13 protein-coding genes are annotated in these 18,250 nt (G+C 70.4%); 9 read left to right on the top strand and 4 right to left on the bottom strand.

Annotated features, from left to right (window positions below; translation table 11 throughout):
* Positions 1–82: 82 nt before the first annotated feature.
* From ABDZ66_RS08195 to pta, 9 genes are all read left to right on the top strand, one after another.
* Complete coding sequence (locus ABDZ66_RS08195; RefSeq protein WP_343757636.1) at positions 83–805, top strand: roadblock/LC7 domain-containing protein; 723 nt, start codon at positions 83–85, stop codon at positions 803–805.
* Positions 802–2,466 carry a hypothetical protein gene (locus ABDZ66_RS08190; RefSeq protein ID WP_343757634.1) on the top strand — a complete coding sequence of 555 codons (1,665 nt, stop codon included), beginning with the start codon at positions 802–804 and terminating at the stop codon, positions 2,464–2,466. The genes ABDZ66_RS08195 and ABDZ66_RS08190 overlap by 4 nt, the downstream gene beginning before the upstream one ends.
* On the top strand, positions 2,466–4,592 hold the full coding sequence (locus ABDZ66_RS08185; RefSeq protein ID WP_343757632.1) for a coiled-coil domain-containing protein: 2,127 nt from the start codon (positions 2,466–2,468) through the stop codon (positions 4,590–4,592). The genes ABDZ66_RS08190 and ABDZ66_RS08185 overlap by 1 nt, the downstream gene beginning before the upstream one ends.
* 37 nt (positions 4,593–4,629) lie before the next feature.
* A complete protein-coding gene (gene tsaE / locus ABDZ66_RS08180; protein WP_343757630.1) occupies positions 4,630–5,079 on the top strand; it encodes a tRNA (adenosine(37)-N6)-threonylcarbamoyltransferase complex ATPase subunit type 1 TsaE in 450 nt (149 codons plus the stop codon).
* A 50-nt stretch (positions 5,080–5,129) separates the two neighbouring features.
* Positions 5,130–8,801 carry an eCIS core domain-containing protein gene (locus ABDZ66_RS08175; RefSeq protein ID WP_343757628.1) on the top strand — a complete coding sequence of 1,224 codons (3,672 nt, stop codon included), beginning with the start codon at positions 5,130–5,132 and terminating at the stop codon, positions 8,799–8,801.
* Positions 8,798–9,838 (top strand): hypothetical protein, encoded by a 1,041-nt coding sequence (locus ABDZ66_RS08170; protein ID WP_343757626.1) that lies wholly within the window; start codon positions 8,798–8,800, stop codon positions 9,836–9,838. Before ABDZ66_RS08175 ends, ABDZ66_RS08170 begins: the two co-directional genes overlap by 4 nt.
* The gene (locus ABDZ66_RS08165; RefSeq protein ID WP_343757624.1) at positions 9,835–10,134 is read left to right on the top strand and encodes a hypothetical protein; all 300 of its coding nucleotides are present in this window, start codon (positions 9,835–9,837) and stop codon (positions 10,132–10,134) included. The genes ABDZ66_RS08170 and ABDZ66_RS08165 overlap by 4 nt, the downstream gene beginning before the upstream one ends.
* A 240-nt stretch (positions 10,135–10,374) precedes the next feature.
* The gene (locus tag ABDZ66_RS08160; protein ID WP_343757622.1) at positions 10,375–11,574 is read left to right on the top strand and encodes an acetate kinase; all 1,200 of its coding nucleotides are present in this window, start codon (positions 10,375–10,377) and stop codon (positions 11,572–11,574) included.
* Positions 11,571–13,676, top strand: a complete 2,106-nt coding sequence (gene pta / locus ABDZ66_RS08155; protein ID WP_343757620.1) for a phosphate acetyltransferase — start codon at positions 11,571–11,573, stop codon at positions 13,674–13,676. The genes ABDZ66_RS08160 and pta overlap by 4 nt, the downstream gene beginning before the upstream one ends.
* 38 nt (positions 13,677–13,714) lie before the next feature.
* Here the strand turns inward: pta and ABDZ66_RS08150 are convergent, their stop codons facing one another.
* The 4 genes from ABDZ66_RS08150 to ddrC form a co-directional block, all read right to left on the bottom strand.
* Entirely contained in the window at positions 13,715–15,112 is a 1,398-nt protein-coding gene (locus ABDZ66_RS08150) for a class I SAM-dependent methyltransferase (RefSeq protein ID WP_343757618.1), read from the bottom strand.
* A 37-nt stretch (positions 15,113–15,149) separates the two neighbouring features.
* The gene (locus ABDZ66_RS08145) at positions 15,150–16,250 is read right to left on the bottom strand and encodes an LptF/LptG family permease (RefSeq protein ID WP_343757774.1); all 1,101 of its coding nucleotides are present in this window, start codon (positions 16,248–16,250) and stop codon (positions 15,150–15,152) included.
* 5 nt (positions 16,251–16,255) lie between these two features.
* The gene (locus tag ABDZ66_RS08140) at positions 16,256–17,302 is read right to left on the bottom strand and encodes an LptF/LptG family permease (protein ID WP_343757616.1); all 1,047 of its coding nucleotides are present in this window, start codon (positions 17,300–17,302) and stop codon (positions 16,256–16,258) included.
* A gap of 69 nt (positions 17,303–17,371) precedes the next feature.
* Complete coding sequence (gene ddrC / locus ABDZ66_RS08135; RefSeq protein WP_343757614.1) at positions 17,372–18,067, bottom strand: DNA damage response protein DdrC; 696 nt, start codon at positions 18,065–18,067, stop codon at positions 17,372–17,374.
* Positions 18,068–18,250: the final 183 nt, after the last annotated feature.

The raw sequence follows: 18,250 nt of genomic DNA, 5'->3' as shown, positions 1-18,250 counted from the left end.
GGCGGGAATGCCCGCTCGCAGGGCACAGAAACGTGAGATAAAAATGTAAGCGAGCCCTACCTATACTCCCTTGAGGTTCTTCATGACGAACGCTGTGTACACCATGACCGTCCGCGCCCTGTCGGGCGTCGTTTCTGAACGGGCTGCCGAGACCATGCTGCGGGCGGTGCTGCGCGAGCAGAATGTCGCGGCCGAGACGGTCACGGCGCAGGAGATGCAACAGGTGATCTCCGGTCCGCTGCTGTCGCGCCTGGGAACCGTGATGCCGGCGGCGCGGGCGCGGCGCGAACTGCTGAGCCTGGCCGGACAGCTGGAAGCCAGATACCCGAAGGCGCCGACCCTGTTCACCGAGAACGTACCGCAGGCCACCTGGGACGACCAGGGCGAGACGGGTACCGGCTGGAACGACCTGCTGCTCAGCGCCGACGATTTTGAATTCGATGACCCCGAGTACGGCGCGGCGCTGGCAGGCCGCGCCTACGACCTCGCCACGACGCTGGATCAGGACGCCCTGATTCAGCTGCTGGGGCGGCTCAGTGGCGTGCAGGGCGTGATGGTGTGCCGCGCGAGCGGTGAGGTGCTGCGGTCGCGGTCCGTGCGGGACCCGGCCGGACTGGGCAGCGTGGTGGCGGCGAGCGCGATGCTGTTCCAGCGGCGCTCGCTGCGGCTGCTGTCGGCGGACCTGGGCGGGCAGACGGTGTGCATGTGCCCGCTGGGTGGGTACTGCGTGGCAGTGATCGCCAATTCTCAAGCGAACGTGGGGAGACTTCTTGTGGAACTTCAGCAACTGCGGGTGGCGGCGTGAGGCTGTCCATTCAGGATGACCGGACGGGCCGCGTGCGCGCGCCCATGACGCTGCTGGCCCTCGCGGCGCTGGGGCTGGGCGGGGCGGGCGCGCAGGACCTCGCGGCGTACAACGCCCTGGCGCAGAACCTGGACGGCGCGGTGACGGCGCGGGCGTCGTCGGCGCAGGCGGCGCTGGCGCGGCTGGACGCGGCGCAGACGGCGCTGGACGCCCTGTCGCCCACGCTGCGCAACCGGCAGATCGTGACCGGCCTGAAGGACGCGCTGGGCAGTTCCCGCGCGGCCCTGGGCCGCACGCCGGCTGAACTGGAAGCGCAGGTGCTGCTGGCGCGCGGCCTGATGCGCAAGGCGCTGTACGACCAGACGCTGGCGCTGCTGGCGTCCGCGCCGCAGAACGGCGCGGCGCAGGTGCGGGTCCTGGCGCGCGAGTTCGGCCTGAGCGGCGACGCGGCGGCGGCCCTGACCCAGGACGTGAAGGCCGGGCAGCTGGAACGCGCCGCGTGGCGGCTGCAGCGCTCGGCGGTGCAGAAGGTGAACGCGAGCCTGCTGGCGGCCCGTCCGCTGCAGAACACCGCGTCGTACGTGAACCTGGCGCGGGCGACCGGCTGGTTCACGGTGGTGCAGGACGCCGCCGGGGCCGGCCCGTTGAAGGTCTCGCAGTTCGGGGACGCGCTGCGGCAGCTCACGGGTGGGGACACGGCGGCGCTGGCCGCCTCGCTGACGACGCTGCGGCAGGGCACCGCGGCGTTCGCGGCGGCGCTGGCCACGCCGCCGGCCGTGGCAGGCAGCCGCCCCGCCACCCAGACGCCAGCCACCCAGACACCAGCTGCACAGACGCCCGCCACGCAGCCGGCCCAGACCCCGCCGGCCCAGACGCCCGCCACACAGACGCCTGCCACGCAGCCCCCGGCTGCCCAGACGCCCGCAGTCCAGACGCCCGCCTCGGCGGACGGGGTGGCGGCGACGTACGCGGCGCTGGGTCGCGCGCTGGCCGCGAGCGGTCACGCGGACGGCGCCTCGGCCCGCGCGGCGCTGGTCGAGGCGGGAACCGCGCTGACGCGCGTGCCGACGGAACTGCGGACCGCGGCGGGCTTCGACGCGCTGACGTCGGCCGTGGCGGGCGCCCAGGGTCGCGGGGCGCTGCGCCCCAGTGACGTGCAGGCCCTGATCGGTGGCCTGGCGAACCTGGAGAACGCCGCGGCGGGCCGGCCGGTCAGTGCCCTGGACAGCACTTCGCTGGGCGTATCCCGCTGGTTCAGCGGGTGGCTGCGCGTGCTGGTGTTCGCGCTGCTGGCGGGCCTGACGGTCGCGCCGCTGTACCTGCTGAACCTCGCGTTCGGCGGGCGGAACGTGTACTGGCGCGCCATCATGGGCGGGCTGGCCCTGCTGATGCTGCCGCTGTTCCTGGAAGGCCTGTTCGGGCTGCTGGGCGCCTTCGGGGACCTGCTCGGCGCGGCCCCGCTGCGCAACCTGACGAACCTGACCCTGACCCAGGGCGCGTACGCCCTGCCGGTCTGGGCGCTGCTGGGCGCGGCGGCCATCGGCCTGAGTGCCTTCGGGTTCCGGGGACTGTGCGAGCAGTTCGGGCTGCTGGGCAACGCCAAACCCAGCGTGCAGAACGCCACGCAGCACACCAGCATCGACTGGGATGAGGACGTCTGATGGCCAGCGTGAGCCTTCAACGCCTCCCGGTGCAGATGCTGGGCGACCTGGTCTCCCCACGCGCACTGGAACGCATCCTGCAGGACGCCGCGCAGGCACGCGGCAGCACCCTCGACACCCTGGACCCGGCCGCGCTGGAGGACATCCTCAAGCGCGAGGTGTTCAAGCGCCTGCAGCTGAGCGTCCCGGCGCCACTGGCGAAAAAGCGCGTGTCCGAGGTCCTGAACGAACTGATGAAGACCACCCAGGAGCGGCAGATGCCCTCACCGGTCGTCAGTTCCCTGGTCGGCCTGGAAGAGGGCGCGCGGCGCTTCACGCTGTACTTCGACTGGCCGGAAACGCAGCGGCTGCGCGGCGTGCTGACCGTCGCCAAACAGGAGGAGAAGGAGGGGCGCGACATCAGCGCCCTGGTCCTCGAGGGCCAGAACCTGATCGAGGTGATGGACCGCCGCCTGCAGGAAGGACTGATCGAGCAGGGACAGGACCTCGCCGAGCTGCGCGCCACCTTCGCGCGCGTGCAGGGCATGGGCGGCAAGGAAGTCCGCCGCCTGGAGACCCTGATCACGCAGATCGACGAGGCGCAGTCGCAGGGCACGCTGCTGCCCGGCGAGGTCGAGCGGGCCCGCAACATCACCTTCAACCTGCGCAAACTGCTGGAATCGTCGGTGGTGCAGGCCGTGCAGAACGTGGACACCGCCGAGATTCCCACGTCCGCCACGATCCTCGACCCGGAAGCGCAGGCGCGCGTGCTGGCGCTCGAGCAGGCGCACGCCGCGCAGCAGCTCGGCACGCTGGAACGCGAGTTCGCGGCGCTGCTGCAGGCCCGCCCGGACCTGCGGGCGCAGCACGACGCGCTGCGCGGCCTGCAGCACGGCAACCAGCTGACGGCCGACACGGTCGAGAACTGGCGCGAGCAGCTGAAGTTCGAGCGGGAAACGGTGCTGGGCGAGCAGCGTGCCCACCTCGCCCGCCTGGAAGCGGCGCTGGCCGGCGCGATCAGTGGCGCGGACATGCGGATCGCGCTGGATTCCGCGCGGCACCTGCTGGACATGGGCAGCCTCGCCACGGACGAACTGCAGGAACTGAGCGCCATGCAGGAATCCCTGCAGGCGGGCGTGAACGCGCAGTCGCAACTGGCGACGCAGCGTGAACTTCTGGACATCGAGCGCTCGGCCCGGAACGTGGTGGGTGCCAGCGCGGAGCTCGCGCCGCTGCTCGCGCAGGCCCGCGCGGACCTCGCGCAGGGACAGGAGCCGGACGTCGCGGCGCTGTGGAGTCTGCTGGAGCGCCGCATGGGCGCCGCCGCGCAGGAACGCGAGGACTTCGACGCGCGCGCCGACCGGGTCGTGCGGGAGTACGACACGGTCCGCAGTCTCGCCGGCGAGACCACCCAGAAACTCGGGCGGCTGGCCGACACGCTGCGCGCCCAGCGCCGCCTGGGCCGCATGAGCGCCCAGGCCCGCGAACGCTACGAGCAGACGCTGCACGACGCCGAGGCGCTGCTGGCCGAGGCGCACGCCGAGTACCGCGCCGCGCAGGAGGTCACCGCCACCTTCGGCCAGGACGCCCTGAGCGGCCTGCTGGACGTGTTCGATTTCGAGGAGGCGACCGACACCAGCCTGATGGCCGCCGCGCCCACCCCGGCCCCGGATCCCTTCGTGGCGCTGGGAACACTGCCGGCCACCCCGCCGCCCGTGACCCCTGCCCCGGCCCCCGCCCCGGCCGTGAGTGCCTCGGCGCTGTTCGACACGCTGCTGTCCTCCATCGGCGCGCCGCCCGCCCCCCCGGCCCCCAGTCCCGCCCCGGACGCCCCGAACGACCCGGCCCCGTTCACGGCGTCCTTCACGCTGCCGCCAGTCGCCACGCCGCAGAGCGAACCGGTCGAGACGTGGCTGTTCCGGAACGGGCAGTTCGAACGGGGCCCGCGTGACCCGGCCGCGCAGGGCATGCTGACCCTGCTCACCCAGGCGAGCGCGCTGGGCCTGCAACGCCTGGACATGAACGACGCCACCCACGTCTGGTCCGCCCGCAGCAGCGCGCCCGGCGAGTGGCGACTGGGCCGCGCGGTCACCTGGACCGCGCTGGACGAACGGGTCGGTCCCTGGCTGGACACCGGCGAGGGCTGACCCCCTCCCCCACCGGTCGCCCGGCATACTGGGCAGCATGACCGCCGAACCCCTGCTTCCCGAACCGGGTGACGTCCTGCTGCTGCGCGGCCTGAGCGAACAGCAGCGGTTCGGAGCCCGGCTGGCCGCCGCCCTGCCGCCCGGCAGCGTCCTGTTCCTGGAAGGCGAACTGGGCGCCGGGAAGACCAGCCTCACGCAGGGACTGGTCGCCGCACTGGGCTTCACCGACACCGTCACCAGCCCCACCTACGCCCTCATGAACGCCTACCCCACCCCGGCCGGGCAGGTCCTGCACGTCGACGCGTACCGCGTGCGCGACGTGAACGAACTGTACGAGATGGACCTCGAAGACCTGATCGAGGGCAGCCGCCTGAGCGTCATCGAGTGGGGCGAAGGGCTGTACGCCGACTACCCCGCCGCGCCCATCCTGCTGCTCGAACACCTGGACGGCACGCCCGACGTGCGGCGCGTGACCCGCCGGCGCTGAAGACGCAAATCTTCTGAACGGCAGGTCAGACCAGCAGTACACTGGCGGTCATGACGGAACGGTTCCAGCAGAGCAGACGCAAGGTCACCCTGCCCGTTCAACCGGCACTTCAATTACCGGACCCGCCCGCCCCGGCACACCTGGAAGCGCAGCGGCGCACGCTGCAACGCTTCACGGCCCGGCCACAGCCTGCCCAGCGACAGGCCGCCGCGCCCGTGCTGCGGGCCGCCAGCCTCGACCGGCAGGAACAGGACCGCCTGACCGGCGAACGCGCCAGCCTGCAACGCCAGATCGCCACGCTGGACAAGGCCGCGCCCGCGCAGCCCTCAGCGCAGCTGCCCGTCCCGGTGAAGCCTGTCACGCCCGCCGACTGGGTCACGGTCATGCGCCACCGTGCCGGGGGCGTTGAGGGGCAGCGGCTGGACACCCGCGCCTTCGGAGAGTTCCAGACCCTCCAGCGGCAGGTTGCCCAGTCGCTGGGTCAGGGTTTCCGGATGGACCGGGGTGACCCCGCCGCCCGCTACGCCGCCTATGGCGAGCACCTCGCCACGCTGCAACGCCACGCGCTGAGCGCCCCGGTGTCCCGCGTGGTGCTGGGCATGGTGCCTCCATCCGAACGCCTGCCCCTGCAACGCGCCGCCGATGAGGCGCTGCGACGCCAACGGGCGCAGGAACAGGCGGCGCTGAACTTCGGCACCCTCCAGACCCTGCAACGGCAACTGGCCGAGCTGGACGCCGAGGCGACCCAGCCGGTCCTGCAACGGATTCAGGCCAGAAGAGGCGCGGGGAACCCGCTCCCGGAGGCCATCCAGCGGCACCTGGAACAGGGCCTGAACCACGACCTGAGCCGGGTGCGCATCCACGACGACGCGGAAGCAGACAAACTGGCGAAGGGCGTGAATGCCACCGCCTTCACCACGGGCACCGACATCTTCTTCCAGGCGGGGCAGTTCAACCCGAACACGCAGAGCGGGCTGGAGCTGCTGGCGCACGAGGTGACGCACACGGTGCAGCAGAGCCAGGGGCGCGTGGGGACGGGCATCGACCCGGACGCCGGACTGGAAGCCGAGGCGCGAAGTATGGGCGCGAGACTCGCAAGCCAGCCCATCACAACAGGCGCGGGCATTCGTGAAGTCCGCTCTAAACCGGGACAGGCAGTCGTCTCTTCGGGGAGGGCCGTGCAACGCTGGGGACTTGGCGATCTTGAAAAGCTGGCGGGCAGCGCAGGCAATAGGATTGCCGGGGTCGTCGGGAACGTCAAGAAACAGGCCCATCAGAGTGTGCAGCGGGCGACGGACAAAGTCAGGAAAGCGGCAGCGGCAGCGACCAAAAAGGTCCAGGTCACTACCCGCAAGACCAGCACCCGGATTGGCACCTTGACATCCAGGCTGCGCCGGAAGGTGGACAGGGCAGGACAGACGGTCAGGCAGTATGCAGGCAGGACCCTCACCAGGGTCAGCCACGCCGCTCAACAAGCGAACCGGCAGAGAAAAGTCCTGGGAACGCACCTCGCCGCTCAAACCAACCAGCTTCGACACACCGCTGCGAAAGCCGTTCAGAAAGTGACGAACCTGGCCAACCGCTCCTTTCAGAAGACAGCAGCGGGCCTGACACGATTCGGGCAGCGTGTTCAGACAACCGTCAAGGCGTTGCCCGCCAGGGCCAGCGCCGCCAGGGATGAATACAAGGCCAAAGCGGCCGCCGCCCTGGCAAAGGCCAAAGCCAGACAGCAGCAGCTCATCCAGCGCGCCAGGGCAGCGGGTCAGAAAGCCGAGAAGGCCGCCAGAGCCAGCGTCGCCAGAGCCTCACGTCAGCTCGACGAGGGCAGAAAAAAGGCAGCGGCCCTCGCCGTTCAGGGCTGGAACACCACTGTCAAAGGGGTGAAGAACGTCTCGGCCTGGGCCACCGAGAAAGTCAATGCAGTCAGGAACAGTCCCAGATTCAAGAAGGCCGTTCATTTCCTGAAAACCTCCGGCGTGCAGATTGCCAAGGTCGGCGCGGCCATTGTCGTCGGGGGCGCCGTCATCGCCGGGGCCGCCGCACTCACAGCGGCGACCGGCGGTCTGGCCGGCCCTGTGCTGGTCGGAGCTCTGTTCGCCTCCGGCGCACTGGGCGGCGCTGCCGGCACCGTGGTCGAAAACCTGCTGACAGGAAAACAGTGGAGTCATGACATCAATGCCAAGAGCCTGATCACGGACGGCGTACTGGGCGTGGCGGTGGGTCCCGCCGCCAAACTGGTGGGCGGCGTGGCACGCGCGGCGGGCCGCCCGGTGCTGGCCGGACTGGGCAAAGCGGCGGCCCGACTTCCCGGCAGCACGTACGTGCAGGGAGTTGCGGCGGCGGCCCGCACCTCCGCCGGGACCATGGCACGCAACGCCCGCACAGCAGCCACCACGCGCTGGAACACCCTCAAGTCGGGCGCGCAACCCGTTCTGAGCGCAGTGGGAACGCACGTCGGCAGCAGTCTGCCGGGGCAGGCATTCAGAGCAGCCGACACTGCTTTCAGCGCGGGCGTTCGTGGGCTGGCAGGGCTGGTGTCAAGCGGCGCCCGGCAGGGTGGAGTCGTCGTCAAAGGAGTATCGGACGCCGTGCGCACCCGCGTGGCAAGCGTGACGGGCAGGCCGGGCATCAACAACGCGATCCGCGCTGCCCGGCAGGTCACGGGTAACGCCAGGGACCGCGTGGCTGTCGCGGGGATGCAGGCCCGCAATGCAGCCAGGCGTGGATGGAGGAATGCGAGACGAGCCCTCACGGACCATGAAATGCGTGTTCGCACGAATCTTCACAGCCTTGGATTGCCGATTAACCAGACTGCCTCTGTCTCTACTAGCCTCTTTAGCACTGCAGAGCGCAATCTGTCCGCCATGCGCAATTACGTTTCCAGCGAGGCCAGGGTCATTGGTGGAGAGGTGCGGGATACGTGGCTGGGCACGGCCGGCCATGGTGGCGTGTTGCGCACGGCCGGGAAGATGGAAGGCTTGGTCGCCCGTACGCCGTCGCTGGCGGCCGGTTGGAAGCAGGAAATGGCAGTGGCCCGTTCGGGGCTGGTCAGGGAACGCATCCGGGTGCTGCGACTGGAGGCCCGGGCGGCAGGTTCCACGCTGTCCAGAAGGGCGGCACGACGTCAGGCCCGAACGCAGGTGACACAGGATATGGTCCGCGACCGCGCCGCGCGAACGGTCCGGCCCGACTTTCTCAAGCGGGCCAGCGACGCGTACGCAGCAGAAAACCAGGCGGCGCGGACAGGCATGGACCCCAGCCGGGGCATTCTGGCGCAGCTTCCACGCGCCTACTGGACCGGCGCGCAGCAGATGGTCGGGGACGCCTGGGGGCGCCTGAGCACGCTGGGGAATGCGGGGGGCGTGGCTGGTGCCGGGGCGGTCGCTGGAGGCTGGATGAGTGAGGAAGTCTTCAAAACGTACCTGACAGGTGCAGCCAAAGCCTACAAGAAGGACAAACAGGCAACCTACCCGAATGCCCAGCACCTGCGGGAGGGTTCACGGGAAGTCAGCAACAACCTGCTGAAGAACGCCGTCTCTGCCGGAACTGGGCTGACTTCAGAGGCGCAGGGCGGTTCCCTGATGATGCTGACACCGTTCGACAAGACCGTGAAGACAGCCGCCGCGCTTGGTGGGTACACCAGCATCACAGATACGAACGAACTGACATACGAACCTCCCGATCAGGCCCCCCAGACGCCGGATGAAAGGGCGGTCCCGTGAGTCTGCTGAGCACCCTGAAACTCCTGCTCACCAGACCGGAGCGGGCACGTGACAGGCCGCGCGTCGCGTACCCGTCGCCCCGGGCGGCGGTGCTGGCCTTCCTGCACGACCCGCAGTGGGGAACGCGGGTGGTCGAGCAGGGCGAAGAACGCATTGTGTTCGAGTACGACGGTGTCACCGGAGAGTGGCTGGACGACCCGACTGGCGACTGGCTGCACCTGCGGTTCCGCGATCCCTTCACCGAGGCGCAGCGGGCCAGCGAACTGGCCATGTACGAGGGCTGGGCAGCCCACTGCGCACAGCACACCCTGTTCCGCTGGGATATCGACGAGCAGGCGCAGGAGTACTACGGAGACGCGTTCGCGCTGTTCCACGAACAGTACAACCAGCTGGAGTGCATCTGGGGAGCGTTCAACAGCGCGAAACTGCTCAGAGAGGGCAGTAACCGAATTGCCATGGGACGGTCCTTCGATCTTTTCTTCGGCGACAGGAACGCGGGGAACTCAGTTGCCGGGTCACTGTGGCGTTGGTTTGACAGCCCTGCGGCTCCAAAAGGCACCAGACACCTCAAGGGAACCTACCGAGAAGAATGGTTTGAAACGGGTTCAGCCGTCTGTTCTGTCATGCAGGAACAGTGGGCTTACTACGCCCGCGTTGCTTACACCAACGGTGATTTTCAGCCTTACATGTCGGGAAGCGAGGAGCAGCAGCTCCGGCTGTACCGCCTGCATCTGGGCTTGCAGCGCTGGTTTCCCAGACTCCGCAACTTTGTCATTCAGACCGACAATCCGGAGAACTCCGGGGCGAACGAGACCAGCGTGGCGATTCTGGTGTCGAGCGGGACGGACGCCGGGCCTATCTTTGACCGGGTGTTCCGGGAGTTCTACGGACAGGTGATCGAGATCACGGAGTGGTTCAATTTCGATTTCAACCCGAAGACCGCGCCGTGGTTCGATCATTCGATCAAGAAACCGCAGCGGCGTGATCAGCGTCAGTCCCCGGTGAGGGGTCTTCCCGACGCGAAGGAGAACAGATGACAGAACCCATGCAGTTTGGCCGTCAGGCCGTCAAGCGACCTCCGTTCGAGATCAGCGGAGTAAGTTTCTCTTCCCTGCCACTCTCGCTGGCCGAAGAGAGACGTCTGGCCGGAGCCGGGGCCGACGCGACCACTGACGACGCGGCCATGGACGCCCTGCTGGGTGTGCTGTCGGCACTGCTGAATGCACGGACACAGGGCGAGTCGGTCGGTGCTGACTGGCTGATGGAGAACCTGACGGCAGGCGACCTGGAGGGGATCGTGTCGTACCTGCGTGGCGAGGCAGCAGCGGACTGAATGCGACTGCTGGCCGCATAACACGGGTGATACGGATTCCGTCTGTTTCGCTGACAATCCGGAACTTCACCGGGTTGCTACCTCCACGTCCGGAACCCGCCCAGCTCCTCCTCGCTTCGCTCGGATTGAACGGCTTTGCAAGCCATTCAATCCGAGTCCGTATGACACCTCCCAGACAGGGGCTGCACCGTTCGTTGTGACAGGGCCGTGTGCCCTGGTGGGCGCTGTCAGAATGGGCGCATGTGGACTCTGGTGCTGAATTGCGGGTCGAGCAGCGTGAAGTTTGCGCTGCTGGACGTTCGGAGTGGGGCGGTGGGCCTGTCGGGTCTGGCCGAGCGGCTGGGGTCGGGGGACGCGTCGGCGCGGCTGGACCTGCCGGGGGGGCGGCGGTCGGTGGCGCTGCCGGGCGGGACGTACGCGGAGGCGTTCGCGGTGATCGCGGGTGCGCTCGATGAGCTGGGCGTGCGCGGGGACGTGGGCGCGGTGGGGCACCGGGTGGTGCATGGCGGCGAGCGCTTCAGTGAGCCGGCGCTGATCACGCCGGAGGTGCTGGACGCCGTGCGGGCGTGTGTGCCGCTGGCGCCGCTGCACAACCCGGCGAACATCGCAGGGATCGAGGCGGCGCGCGCGGCGTTCCCGCACCTGCCGCAGGTGGCGGTGTTCGACACGGCGTTTCATCAGAGCATGCCGGAGGTCGCGTTCCGGTACGCGGTGCCGGAGGCGTGGTACCGGCAGCATGGCGTGCGGCGCTACGGGTTCCATGGGACCAGTCACGCGTTCGTAGCGGCGGAGGCCGCGCGGGAGCTGGGCCGCCCGCTGGCGGAGTTGACGCTGGTCACGGCGCACCTGGGGAACGGGTGTAGCGTGTGCGCGGTGGCGGGGGGGCGCAGCGTGGACACCAGCATGGGCCTGACGCCGCTGGAGGGGCTGGTCATGGGTACGCGCAGCGGGGACGTGGATCCGGGCCTGCATGATTTCATTGCGCGGCAGGCGGGCCTGGGCCTGTCGGAGGTGACGGCCGCCCTGAACCGTGAGAGCGGGTTGCTGGGCCTGTCGGGGTTGAGTAACGACATGCGGGAACTGGAGGAAGCGGCGGCGCGCGGGCATGCGGGTGCGCGGCTGGCGGTCGAGGCGTTCGTGTACCGCCTCGCGAAGCAGATGGCGGGCATGGCGGTCGCGCTGGGCCGGGTGGACGCGCTGGTGTTCACGGGCGGCATCGGGGAGAACAGCGCGGCGGTGCGCGGCGCGGTCCTGGCGCGGCTGGGCGTGCTGGGCGCGGCGGTGGACCCGGCGCTGAACGCGCGGGCGGTGCGGGGCGAGTCCGGGCGGATCAGTCCGGAGGGGACGCTGCCGGCACTGGTGGTGAACACGAACGAGGAACTGATGATCGCCCGGCAGACGCAGGACCTGCTGGCCGGGCTGAAGGGAGCCCAGGCATGAAAACCCTGTTCGTCGCACCGACCCGCAACGGCGTGGGCCTGAGCAGCACGGCGCTGGGCCTGACCCGCGCGCTGGAACGCCAGGGGTTGAAGGTGGCGTTCCTGAAACCCATCGCGCAGACGCATGAGGCCCGCACGGACGACAGCGTGCATTTCGCGCGGACGCTGGCGCACCTGCCCACGCCCGACCCGATCACCCTGACGCACGCCGAGGAGCAGTTGAGCCTGGGGGCCGAGGAGGACCTGATGGAGGAGGTCGTCACCCTGGCCCGGCAGGTCACGGGGGGCGGCGCGGACGTACTGATCGTGGAGGGTCTCGCCCTGAACGAACGGAACGTGTACGCCGGGGCGCTGAACGCCAGCCTCGCGCGGAACCTGGAGGCGGACACGGTGCTGGTGTCCAGTCTGGCGGGGGTGGGCGCGGCGGAACTGGCCGATGAGCTGGAGATCTCGGCGCAGGCGTACCGCCGCAGCGACGGCTCGGGCCTCAGCGGGTACGTGCTGAACTTCGCGCCGCCGGGGCTGGATTTCGGGACGCTGATGGCGGAACTGCGGGCCCGCAGCCGCGTCCTGAACGGGGGCACGCTGCCGTTGCTGGGCGTGGTGTCGCAGTCGGGCGGCCTGAACGCGCCGCGCACGCTGGACGTGGCCCGGCACCTGGGCGCGGAGATCGTGAACGAGGGTGAGGCGGGCCTGCGCCGCGTGACGAGTACGGTCGTCACGGCGCGCACCGTGCCGAAGATGGCGCACCTGTTCGTGCCGGGCGCGCTGGTCGTCACGCCCGGCGACCGGGAGGACGTGATCATGGCGGCGGCCCTGTCGCACCTGAGCGGCGTGCCCCTGGCGGGGCTGATGTTCACGTCCGGCAGCGCCCCGGAGGACAGCATCGAGCGGCTGTGCCGCGCGGCGCTGGGCAGCACCCTGCCCGTGCTGCGCGTGAACACCAACTCGTTCGAGACGGCCTCGCGCCTCTCCAGGCTGGATTCACGCGTCCCGCACGACGACACGCAGCGCATGGAGCGCATGCTGGACTTCATTGCCGACCGGCTGGACACGGGGCCGCTGGGTGCGCGGCTGCGCGTGCCGGAGGTCGCCGGGGACCGCCGCCTGCCGCCCAGCGCCTTCCGGTACGAACTGATCCAGAAGGCCCGCGCCGCCGCCAAGCGCATCGTGCTGCCCGAGGGGGACGAGCCGCGCACCGTGAAGGCCGCCATCCGCTGCACGGAGAAGGGCATCGCGCGCTGCGTGCTGCTGGCCGACCCGGAACGCGTGCGGCAGGTCGCGGAGGGGCAGGGCCTGACGCTGCCCGACGGTCTGGAGATCCTGCACCCGGATTCCATCCGCGCGCGGTACGTCGAGCCCATGGTGGAACTGCGCCGCAGCAAGGGCCTGACCGCCCCGCAGGCCGAAGCGCAACTGGAGGACACGGTGGTGCTGGGCACCATGATGCTCGCGCTGGGCGAGGTGGACGGGCTGGTGTCCGGCGCGGTCCACACGACCGCGAATACCGTGCGGCCCGCCCTGCAACTCATCAAGACCGCGCCCGGCTCGCGGCTGGTCAGCTCGGTGTTCTTCATGCTGATGCCCGAACAGGTCCTCGTGTACGGCGACGCGGCCATCAACCCTAACCCGAACGCCGAGGAACTCGCGGACATCGCCATTCAGAGTGCCGACAGCGCCCACGCCTTCGGCATCACGCCCAGGATCGCCATGCTGTCCTACTCGACCGGCGAGTCCGGCAGCGGCCAGGACGTCGAGAAGGTCAAGGCCGCCACCGCCCTCGTTCGCGAGCGCCGCCCGGACCTGCTGGTCGACGGCCCCATGCAGTACGACGCCGCCAGCGTCCTGTCCGTCGGGCAGGCCAAGGCCCCCGGCAGTCCCGTCGCGGGCCGCGCCACCGTGTTCATCTTCCCGGACCTGAACACCGGCAACACCACCTACAAGGCCGTGCAGCGCGCCGCCGGCGTCATCGCGGTCGGCCCGATGCTCCAGGGCCTGCGCAAACCCGTGAACGACCTGAGTCGCGGCGCGCTCGTGGACGACATCGTGTACACCATCGCCCTGACCGCCATCCAGGCAACGCAGGGGAAGGTTGATGGGTGAAGGTTGATGGGTGATGGAAAGGCCCTGTCCATCAACTTTCAACCATCGACCATCTCCCCCCTATAGAGGTCCGCGCGGCTGAGGGGTACGTGGGCTCTGCGTTGCTCGTCGGGTTTCGCCAGGAGGGTCTGGTAGAGGCCCAGGTGGCCTTTCTCGAAGTAGTGGGAGGTGGCGCCCAGGTAGAGGCGCCACAGGCGGTGGCGTTGCTCGCCGAGGGCGGCGCGGGCTTCTGCGTGGTGCGTTTCGAGGTTCGCGGCCCAGTGGGTGAGGGTGAGGGCGTAGTGTTCGCGGAGGTTCTCTATGTCGCGGACCTCGAACTGCGCCTCGGTGGCGTGTTTCACGGTTTCCCAGATGGGCAGCAGTTCGCCGTCGGGGAACACGTACTTCCGGGCGAAGTTGCCGCTCTGCAGCCACAGGGGCACGCGGGCCTGGGGGATGCCGTCGCTGATGGCGTGGTTCATCATCAGGCCGCCGGGTTTCAGGGCCGTATACGCGGCGCGGAAGTAGGTGGGCATGTTCTTGCGGCCCACGTGTTCGGCCATGCCGACCGACGCGATCTTGTCGAAGCCCCCTTCGGGCGCGTGGGCGAGCACGTCGCGGTAGTCGCGCAGTTCGAAGGTGACGCGGTCGGCGACCCCGGCGGCGTCGGCGCGGGCGCGGGCCTCGTGCAGTTGCGCCTCGCTGAGCGTGACGCCCAGCACGCGCGCTCCGTAGCGCTGCGCGGCGTGAATGGCGAGGCCGCCCCAGCCGCTGCCGATGTCCAGCAGGTGCTCGCCTTCCTTCAGGCGCAGTTTGCGGCAGATCAGGTCCAGTTTCGCTTCCTGCGCCTCGTCCAGCGTCTCGGTGCCGCCCCTGAAGTAGGCGCAGGAGTACACCATGCGCCGGTCCAGCCACAGTCTGTAGAAGTCGTTGCTGACGTCGTAGTGGTACGAGATGGCCTGCTGGTCCCTCTCGCGGGAGTGCTGCGGGCCTTCCAGGCTGGCGGTCACGGCGATGGGCGGGGTGGCCCCGGCGCGGCGGCGCAGGGTGGCGGCGGCGCGCAGCAGGGCGGGCGCGTCGGCGGGGTTCAGGGTCGCGTCGAAGGTCTCGGCGATGGCGGCGATGTCCCCGATGTTTCCCTCGATCTCGAAGTCGCCGCGCAGGTACGCCTCGCCGAGCGCCATGTCCAGCGGGAGTTTCAGCAGGCGGCCCAGCGTTTCCGGGCTGTTCAGGATCAGGCGGGCGCGGCTGGGCCGGGTGGCCGCGATCACCTCGCCGTTCCAGAGCTGCACGTCGAAGGGGCGCACGCTGGGCAGCGCGGCGCGCAGCAGGGTGCGGGTGGCGTCCAGCGTCTCGGTGTCGGTCGGGGCGGGGCGGGTGGCCTGCCGGGCGATCAGGGCGGCGCCGGCGGTGGCCAGGGCCGCCCAGGTCAGGGCCGTACGTCTGGTTGTGGACATGCTGCACCCTACCGGATTCCCGCCTCCCGCGTCCCGTCTATCGCCGGGCGGTGAGCCACAGCAGAGCCCCGCCGGCCGCGACGGCGATCAGGTCCGGGGCGTACGCGGCGACCGCGCCGGGCAGCGCGCCGTTCTCGCCCATGATGCGGAACACGCTGAAGGTCGCGTAGTACGCGAACGTCAGCAGCAGCGCCCAGACCATGCCCAGGTCACGGCCGCTGCGGAAGCTGAACACGGCCAGCGCCACCGCGAAGAACGCCAGGGCCAGCGCGGCCAGCGGCCCGGCGAACTTGCGGTGCAGGGCGGTGAAGTCGGCCGGGGAGTTGACGTGCTGCGCGCGGTAGGTGTTCGTGCGGGCGATCAGGGTGGGCAGCGGTTCGTAGATGGGGTTCAGGTCGCCGTTTCCCTCGGCGCCGAGTTCCGTGCCGGTGTCCTGGAGGGGCAGGGTGCCGCTCTGGAAGGTCAGGACCGTGACGGGCCGGGCGTCCTGGTACGTGACGCGCTGCCCGCTCCGCAGTTCGAGGACGTTGCTGCCGGGGCGCAGGCGGCCGCTGGCGGCGGTGATGACCTCGCGGGGCGGCAGGCCGGGCTGCATGGTCACGACCCGCAGGTCGCGCAGTTCCCCGCCGGGCAGGATCTGCCCGATGCTGATGGCGCGGCCCAGCGCGTCGCGGAGCACGGCGTTCTGCCCGGCGGCGTTCAGGCCCAGCACGCGGGGGTTGTCCAGCACGATCTGCTGCTGCACCTGGCGGGCCTCGGTGCGGGCGCGCGGCACGAGGCCCTCGCCGAGCGCGAAGGCCAGGACGGTCACCGCCAGCCCCAGGGCCAGGACCGGGCGGAACAGGCGCGTGGCGGGAATTCCGGCGGCCAGCGCGCTTTTCAGTTCGCTGTCGGCGGCCAGGCGTGAGAGGCCCAGCAGCGTGGCGAACATCAGCGCGATGGGCAGGGCCTGCGCGGCGGCTTCCGGGACGTTCAGGGCCAGCACGCGGGCGACCAGGACGGGGTTGGCGCCCTTGGCGAGCAGCGGCGCGATGACTTTCTCCAGGCTGCCGACGACCAGCAGGCTGATCACAGCGGCCAGCGCCCCGAACAGGAACGGCAGGATCTCGTTCAGGACGTAGCGTTCGAAGGTGGGCAGGCCCCTCACCGGAGCCTCCAGGCGAGCGCGGCGGCCAGCAGCGTGAACGCGAGGTTCGGCAGCCACGCGGCCAGCGCGGGGTTCAGCGCCCCGGCCGTCGCGAGGCCCGGCACGGTGCTCCACAGGACGTAGAAGGTCACGATGAACAGCAGCACGGCGGCGAACGCGGCGGCGCGGTTACGCAGCAGCAGGCCCAGCGCCCCGGCGGCCAGCGCGAACACCACGGCGGTCAGCGGGTCGGCCACGCGGCGGGCCAGCTGGAACGCGGCGGCGCGGCGGTCGGCGGGCAGCAGGGCGGGGTCGGCGGCGCGGGCGCGCAGGTCGGCGGTGGGGGCCTGCTCGGCGTTGCCGGGCGGGGGGCGCAGGGTGTCGTTCTGCGGGACGGTCACGGACCCCGTGCTCTGGCGGGGCGGCTGGCCGGGGCGGGTGATCCAGGGGGTGGTGAGCGTCCAGGTGCGTTTCCGGGTGTCCCAGCTGCCCAGCGAGGCGGTCAGGGTTTCCTGGCCGCGCTGCACCATCACGCCCTGCAGCTGCGCGGCGCTGCCGCCCGACTCGCTGACGACCCGGCCGGCGTAGTACAGCGCGCCGGGCGGGGCGTAGGTGTAACGCTCCTGCCGGGGCGGCGGCGGGGGAATGTCGTAGATGCTGTACCACGCGCGGTCCCAGGCGGCCAGGCCGGCGGGGACCAGCCGGTCGGCGTTCACGAAGGCCAGGGCGGCCACCCCGAGGAACGGCAGGGCCAGCGGCCAGACCAGCCGCAGCGGGGGGACGCCGCCGGCGCTGATGGCCTTGAGTTCGCTGTCGCGCTGCATGCGTGAGAAGGCCAGCAGGATCGCGAACGGGACGGCCAGCACCAGCGCGCGGTTCAGGATGGTGGGCGTGATGGCCAGCAGGGCGCTCAGGCCCTTGAGGAGCGGGGGGTGGTAGGTCAGGAGTTTGCTGACGGTGCTGCTCAGGACGTCGACCATCTGGAGCGTCAGGAACAGCGCGACGCCCGCCGCGTACCAGCGTGTGACCTCGGCGAGAACGAGCCGGATGAGGAGGGGCGGCACGAGCAGGATTCTAGCGGGCGCGGATGAGGGCAGCGGGTGGGAGCGCCGCACTCCGTCCGTGCGGGGGGGCTATCCGGCCTGCGGGGGCCGGGTGCTGCTCCAGCCCTGCCGTTCGTGCCGCGCGAGGTGCTCGTGCAGCCGCAGGATGGCGGCGTTGCCGTGCGCGCCGCGTTCCTGGATGGCGCGGGCGGTGGCGGCGTCGAGGTATGCGAGGCGCAGCAGTTCGGTGCTGCTCAGGCCGTCGCGGGTGTGTTTCACGCCGCGTTCGCGGCGGATGGTGGCGCTGTCGGTGCCCAGGACGCTGCGGTTGCTGATGCTGCCCAGCTGTCCGTAGACGTTCCCGGCGCCGCCGTGCCGGGCGACAGTGCTCATGAGTTCCCGGCGGGCGTGGGTGCTGTCCAGGCGGGCGGCCAGCCAGCGGCGCGCTTCGGGGTCGGGGTTGCGTTCGGCGATGCTGGCGGCGAGGCGCACGTCGCCCTGCAGCGCGCGGGCGAGCAGGTCCTGCGCCCGTCTGCGCCAGCGGCGGGCCTGGGGGGTGTCCAGCGCGAAGCACAGGGCGGTGAAGGCGGGGACGCTCAGGGCGCCTTCCGGGCCCGCGCCGAAGTCGGCGCTGTCGGGGGTGAGGTCGTGGGCGGCGAGGGTGGCGGCGTGCGCGTTCTCGGGGACGCCCAGCTGCGTGAGGGCGACCGCCGCGTGGAGGAGGCCGTCCGCGCTGACAGGCAGCCGGACGGTGCCGAAATCGAGGGTCAGGGGTACGTTCTTCACAGGAAAAGTATAGCATGAATTATGCTAAAAGCATAATGACCGGTGGGTGAAAAGAGCCCGCGGCGGGTGGGCAGACAGCAGCGGGAAGACGGTCCGGCGGCCCAGCCAGACCGCCCGGCAGGAGCGGCCGGGAAGCGGCAGCCTCTGCACGCCTGGCCCACTTCCCATGTCCCCCTCACCTCT

It is taken from the genome of Deinococcus depolymerans (genome assembly GCF_039522025.1).
Classification (GTDB): Bacteria; Deinococcota; Deinococci; order Deinococcales; family Deinococcaceae; genus Deinococcus; species Deinococcus depolymerans.
This window is presented reverse-complemented; position numbering and strand designations above follow the sequence as displayed.

Excerpts from the sequence above, each read along its gene's own strand:
- ABDZ66_RS08195 (WP_343757636.1), top strand. The coding sequence starts at position 83 with ATGACGAACGCTGTGTACACCATGACCGTCCGCGCCCTGTCGGGCGTC.
- ABDZ66_RS08185 (WP_343757632.1), top strand. The coding sequence starts at position 2,466 with ATGGCCAGCGTGAGCCTTCAACGCCTCCCGGTGCAGATGCTGGGCGAC.
- tsaE (WP_343757630.1), top strand. The coding sequence starts at position 4,630 with ATGACCGCCGAACCCCTGCTTCCCGAACCGGGTGACGTCCTGCTGCTG.
- ABDZ66_RS08175 (WP_343757628.1), top strand. The coding sequence starts at position 5,130 with ATGACGGAACGGTTCCAGCAGAGCAGACGCAAGGTCACCCTGCCCGTT.
- ABDZ66_RS08165 (WP_343757624.1), top strand. The coding sequence starts at position 9,835 with ATGACAGAACCCATGCAGTTTGGCCGTCAGGCCGTCAAGCGACCTCCG.
- ABDZ66_RS08160 (WP_343757622.1), top strand. The coding sequence starts at position 10,375 with ATGTGGACTCTGGTGCTGAATTGCGGGTCGAGCAGCGTGAAGTTTGCG.
- pta (WP_343757620.1), top strand. The coding sequence starts at position 11,571 with ATGAAAACCCTGTTCGTCGCACCGACCCGCAACGGCGTGGGCCTGAGC.
- ABDZ66_RS08150 (WP_343757618.1), bottom strand. The coding sequence starts at position 15,112 with ATGTCCACAACCAGACGTACGGCCCTGACCTGGGCGGCCCTGGCCACC.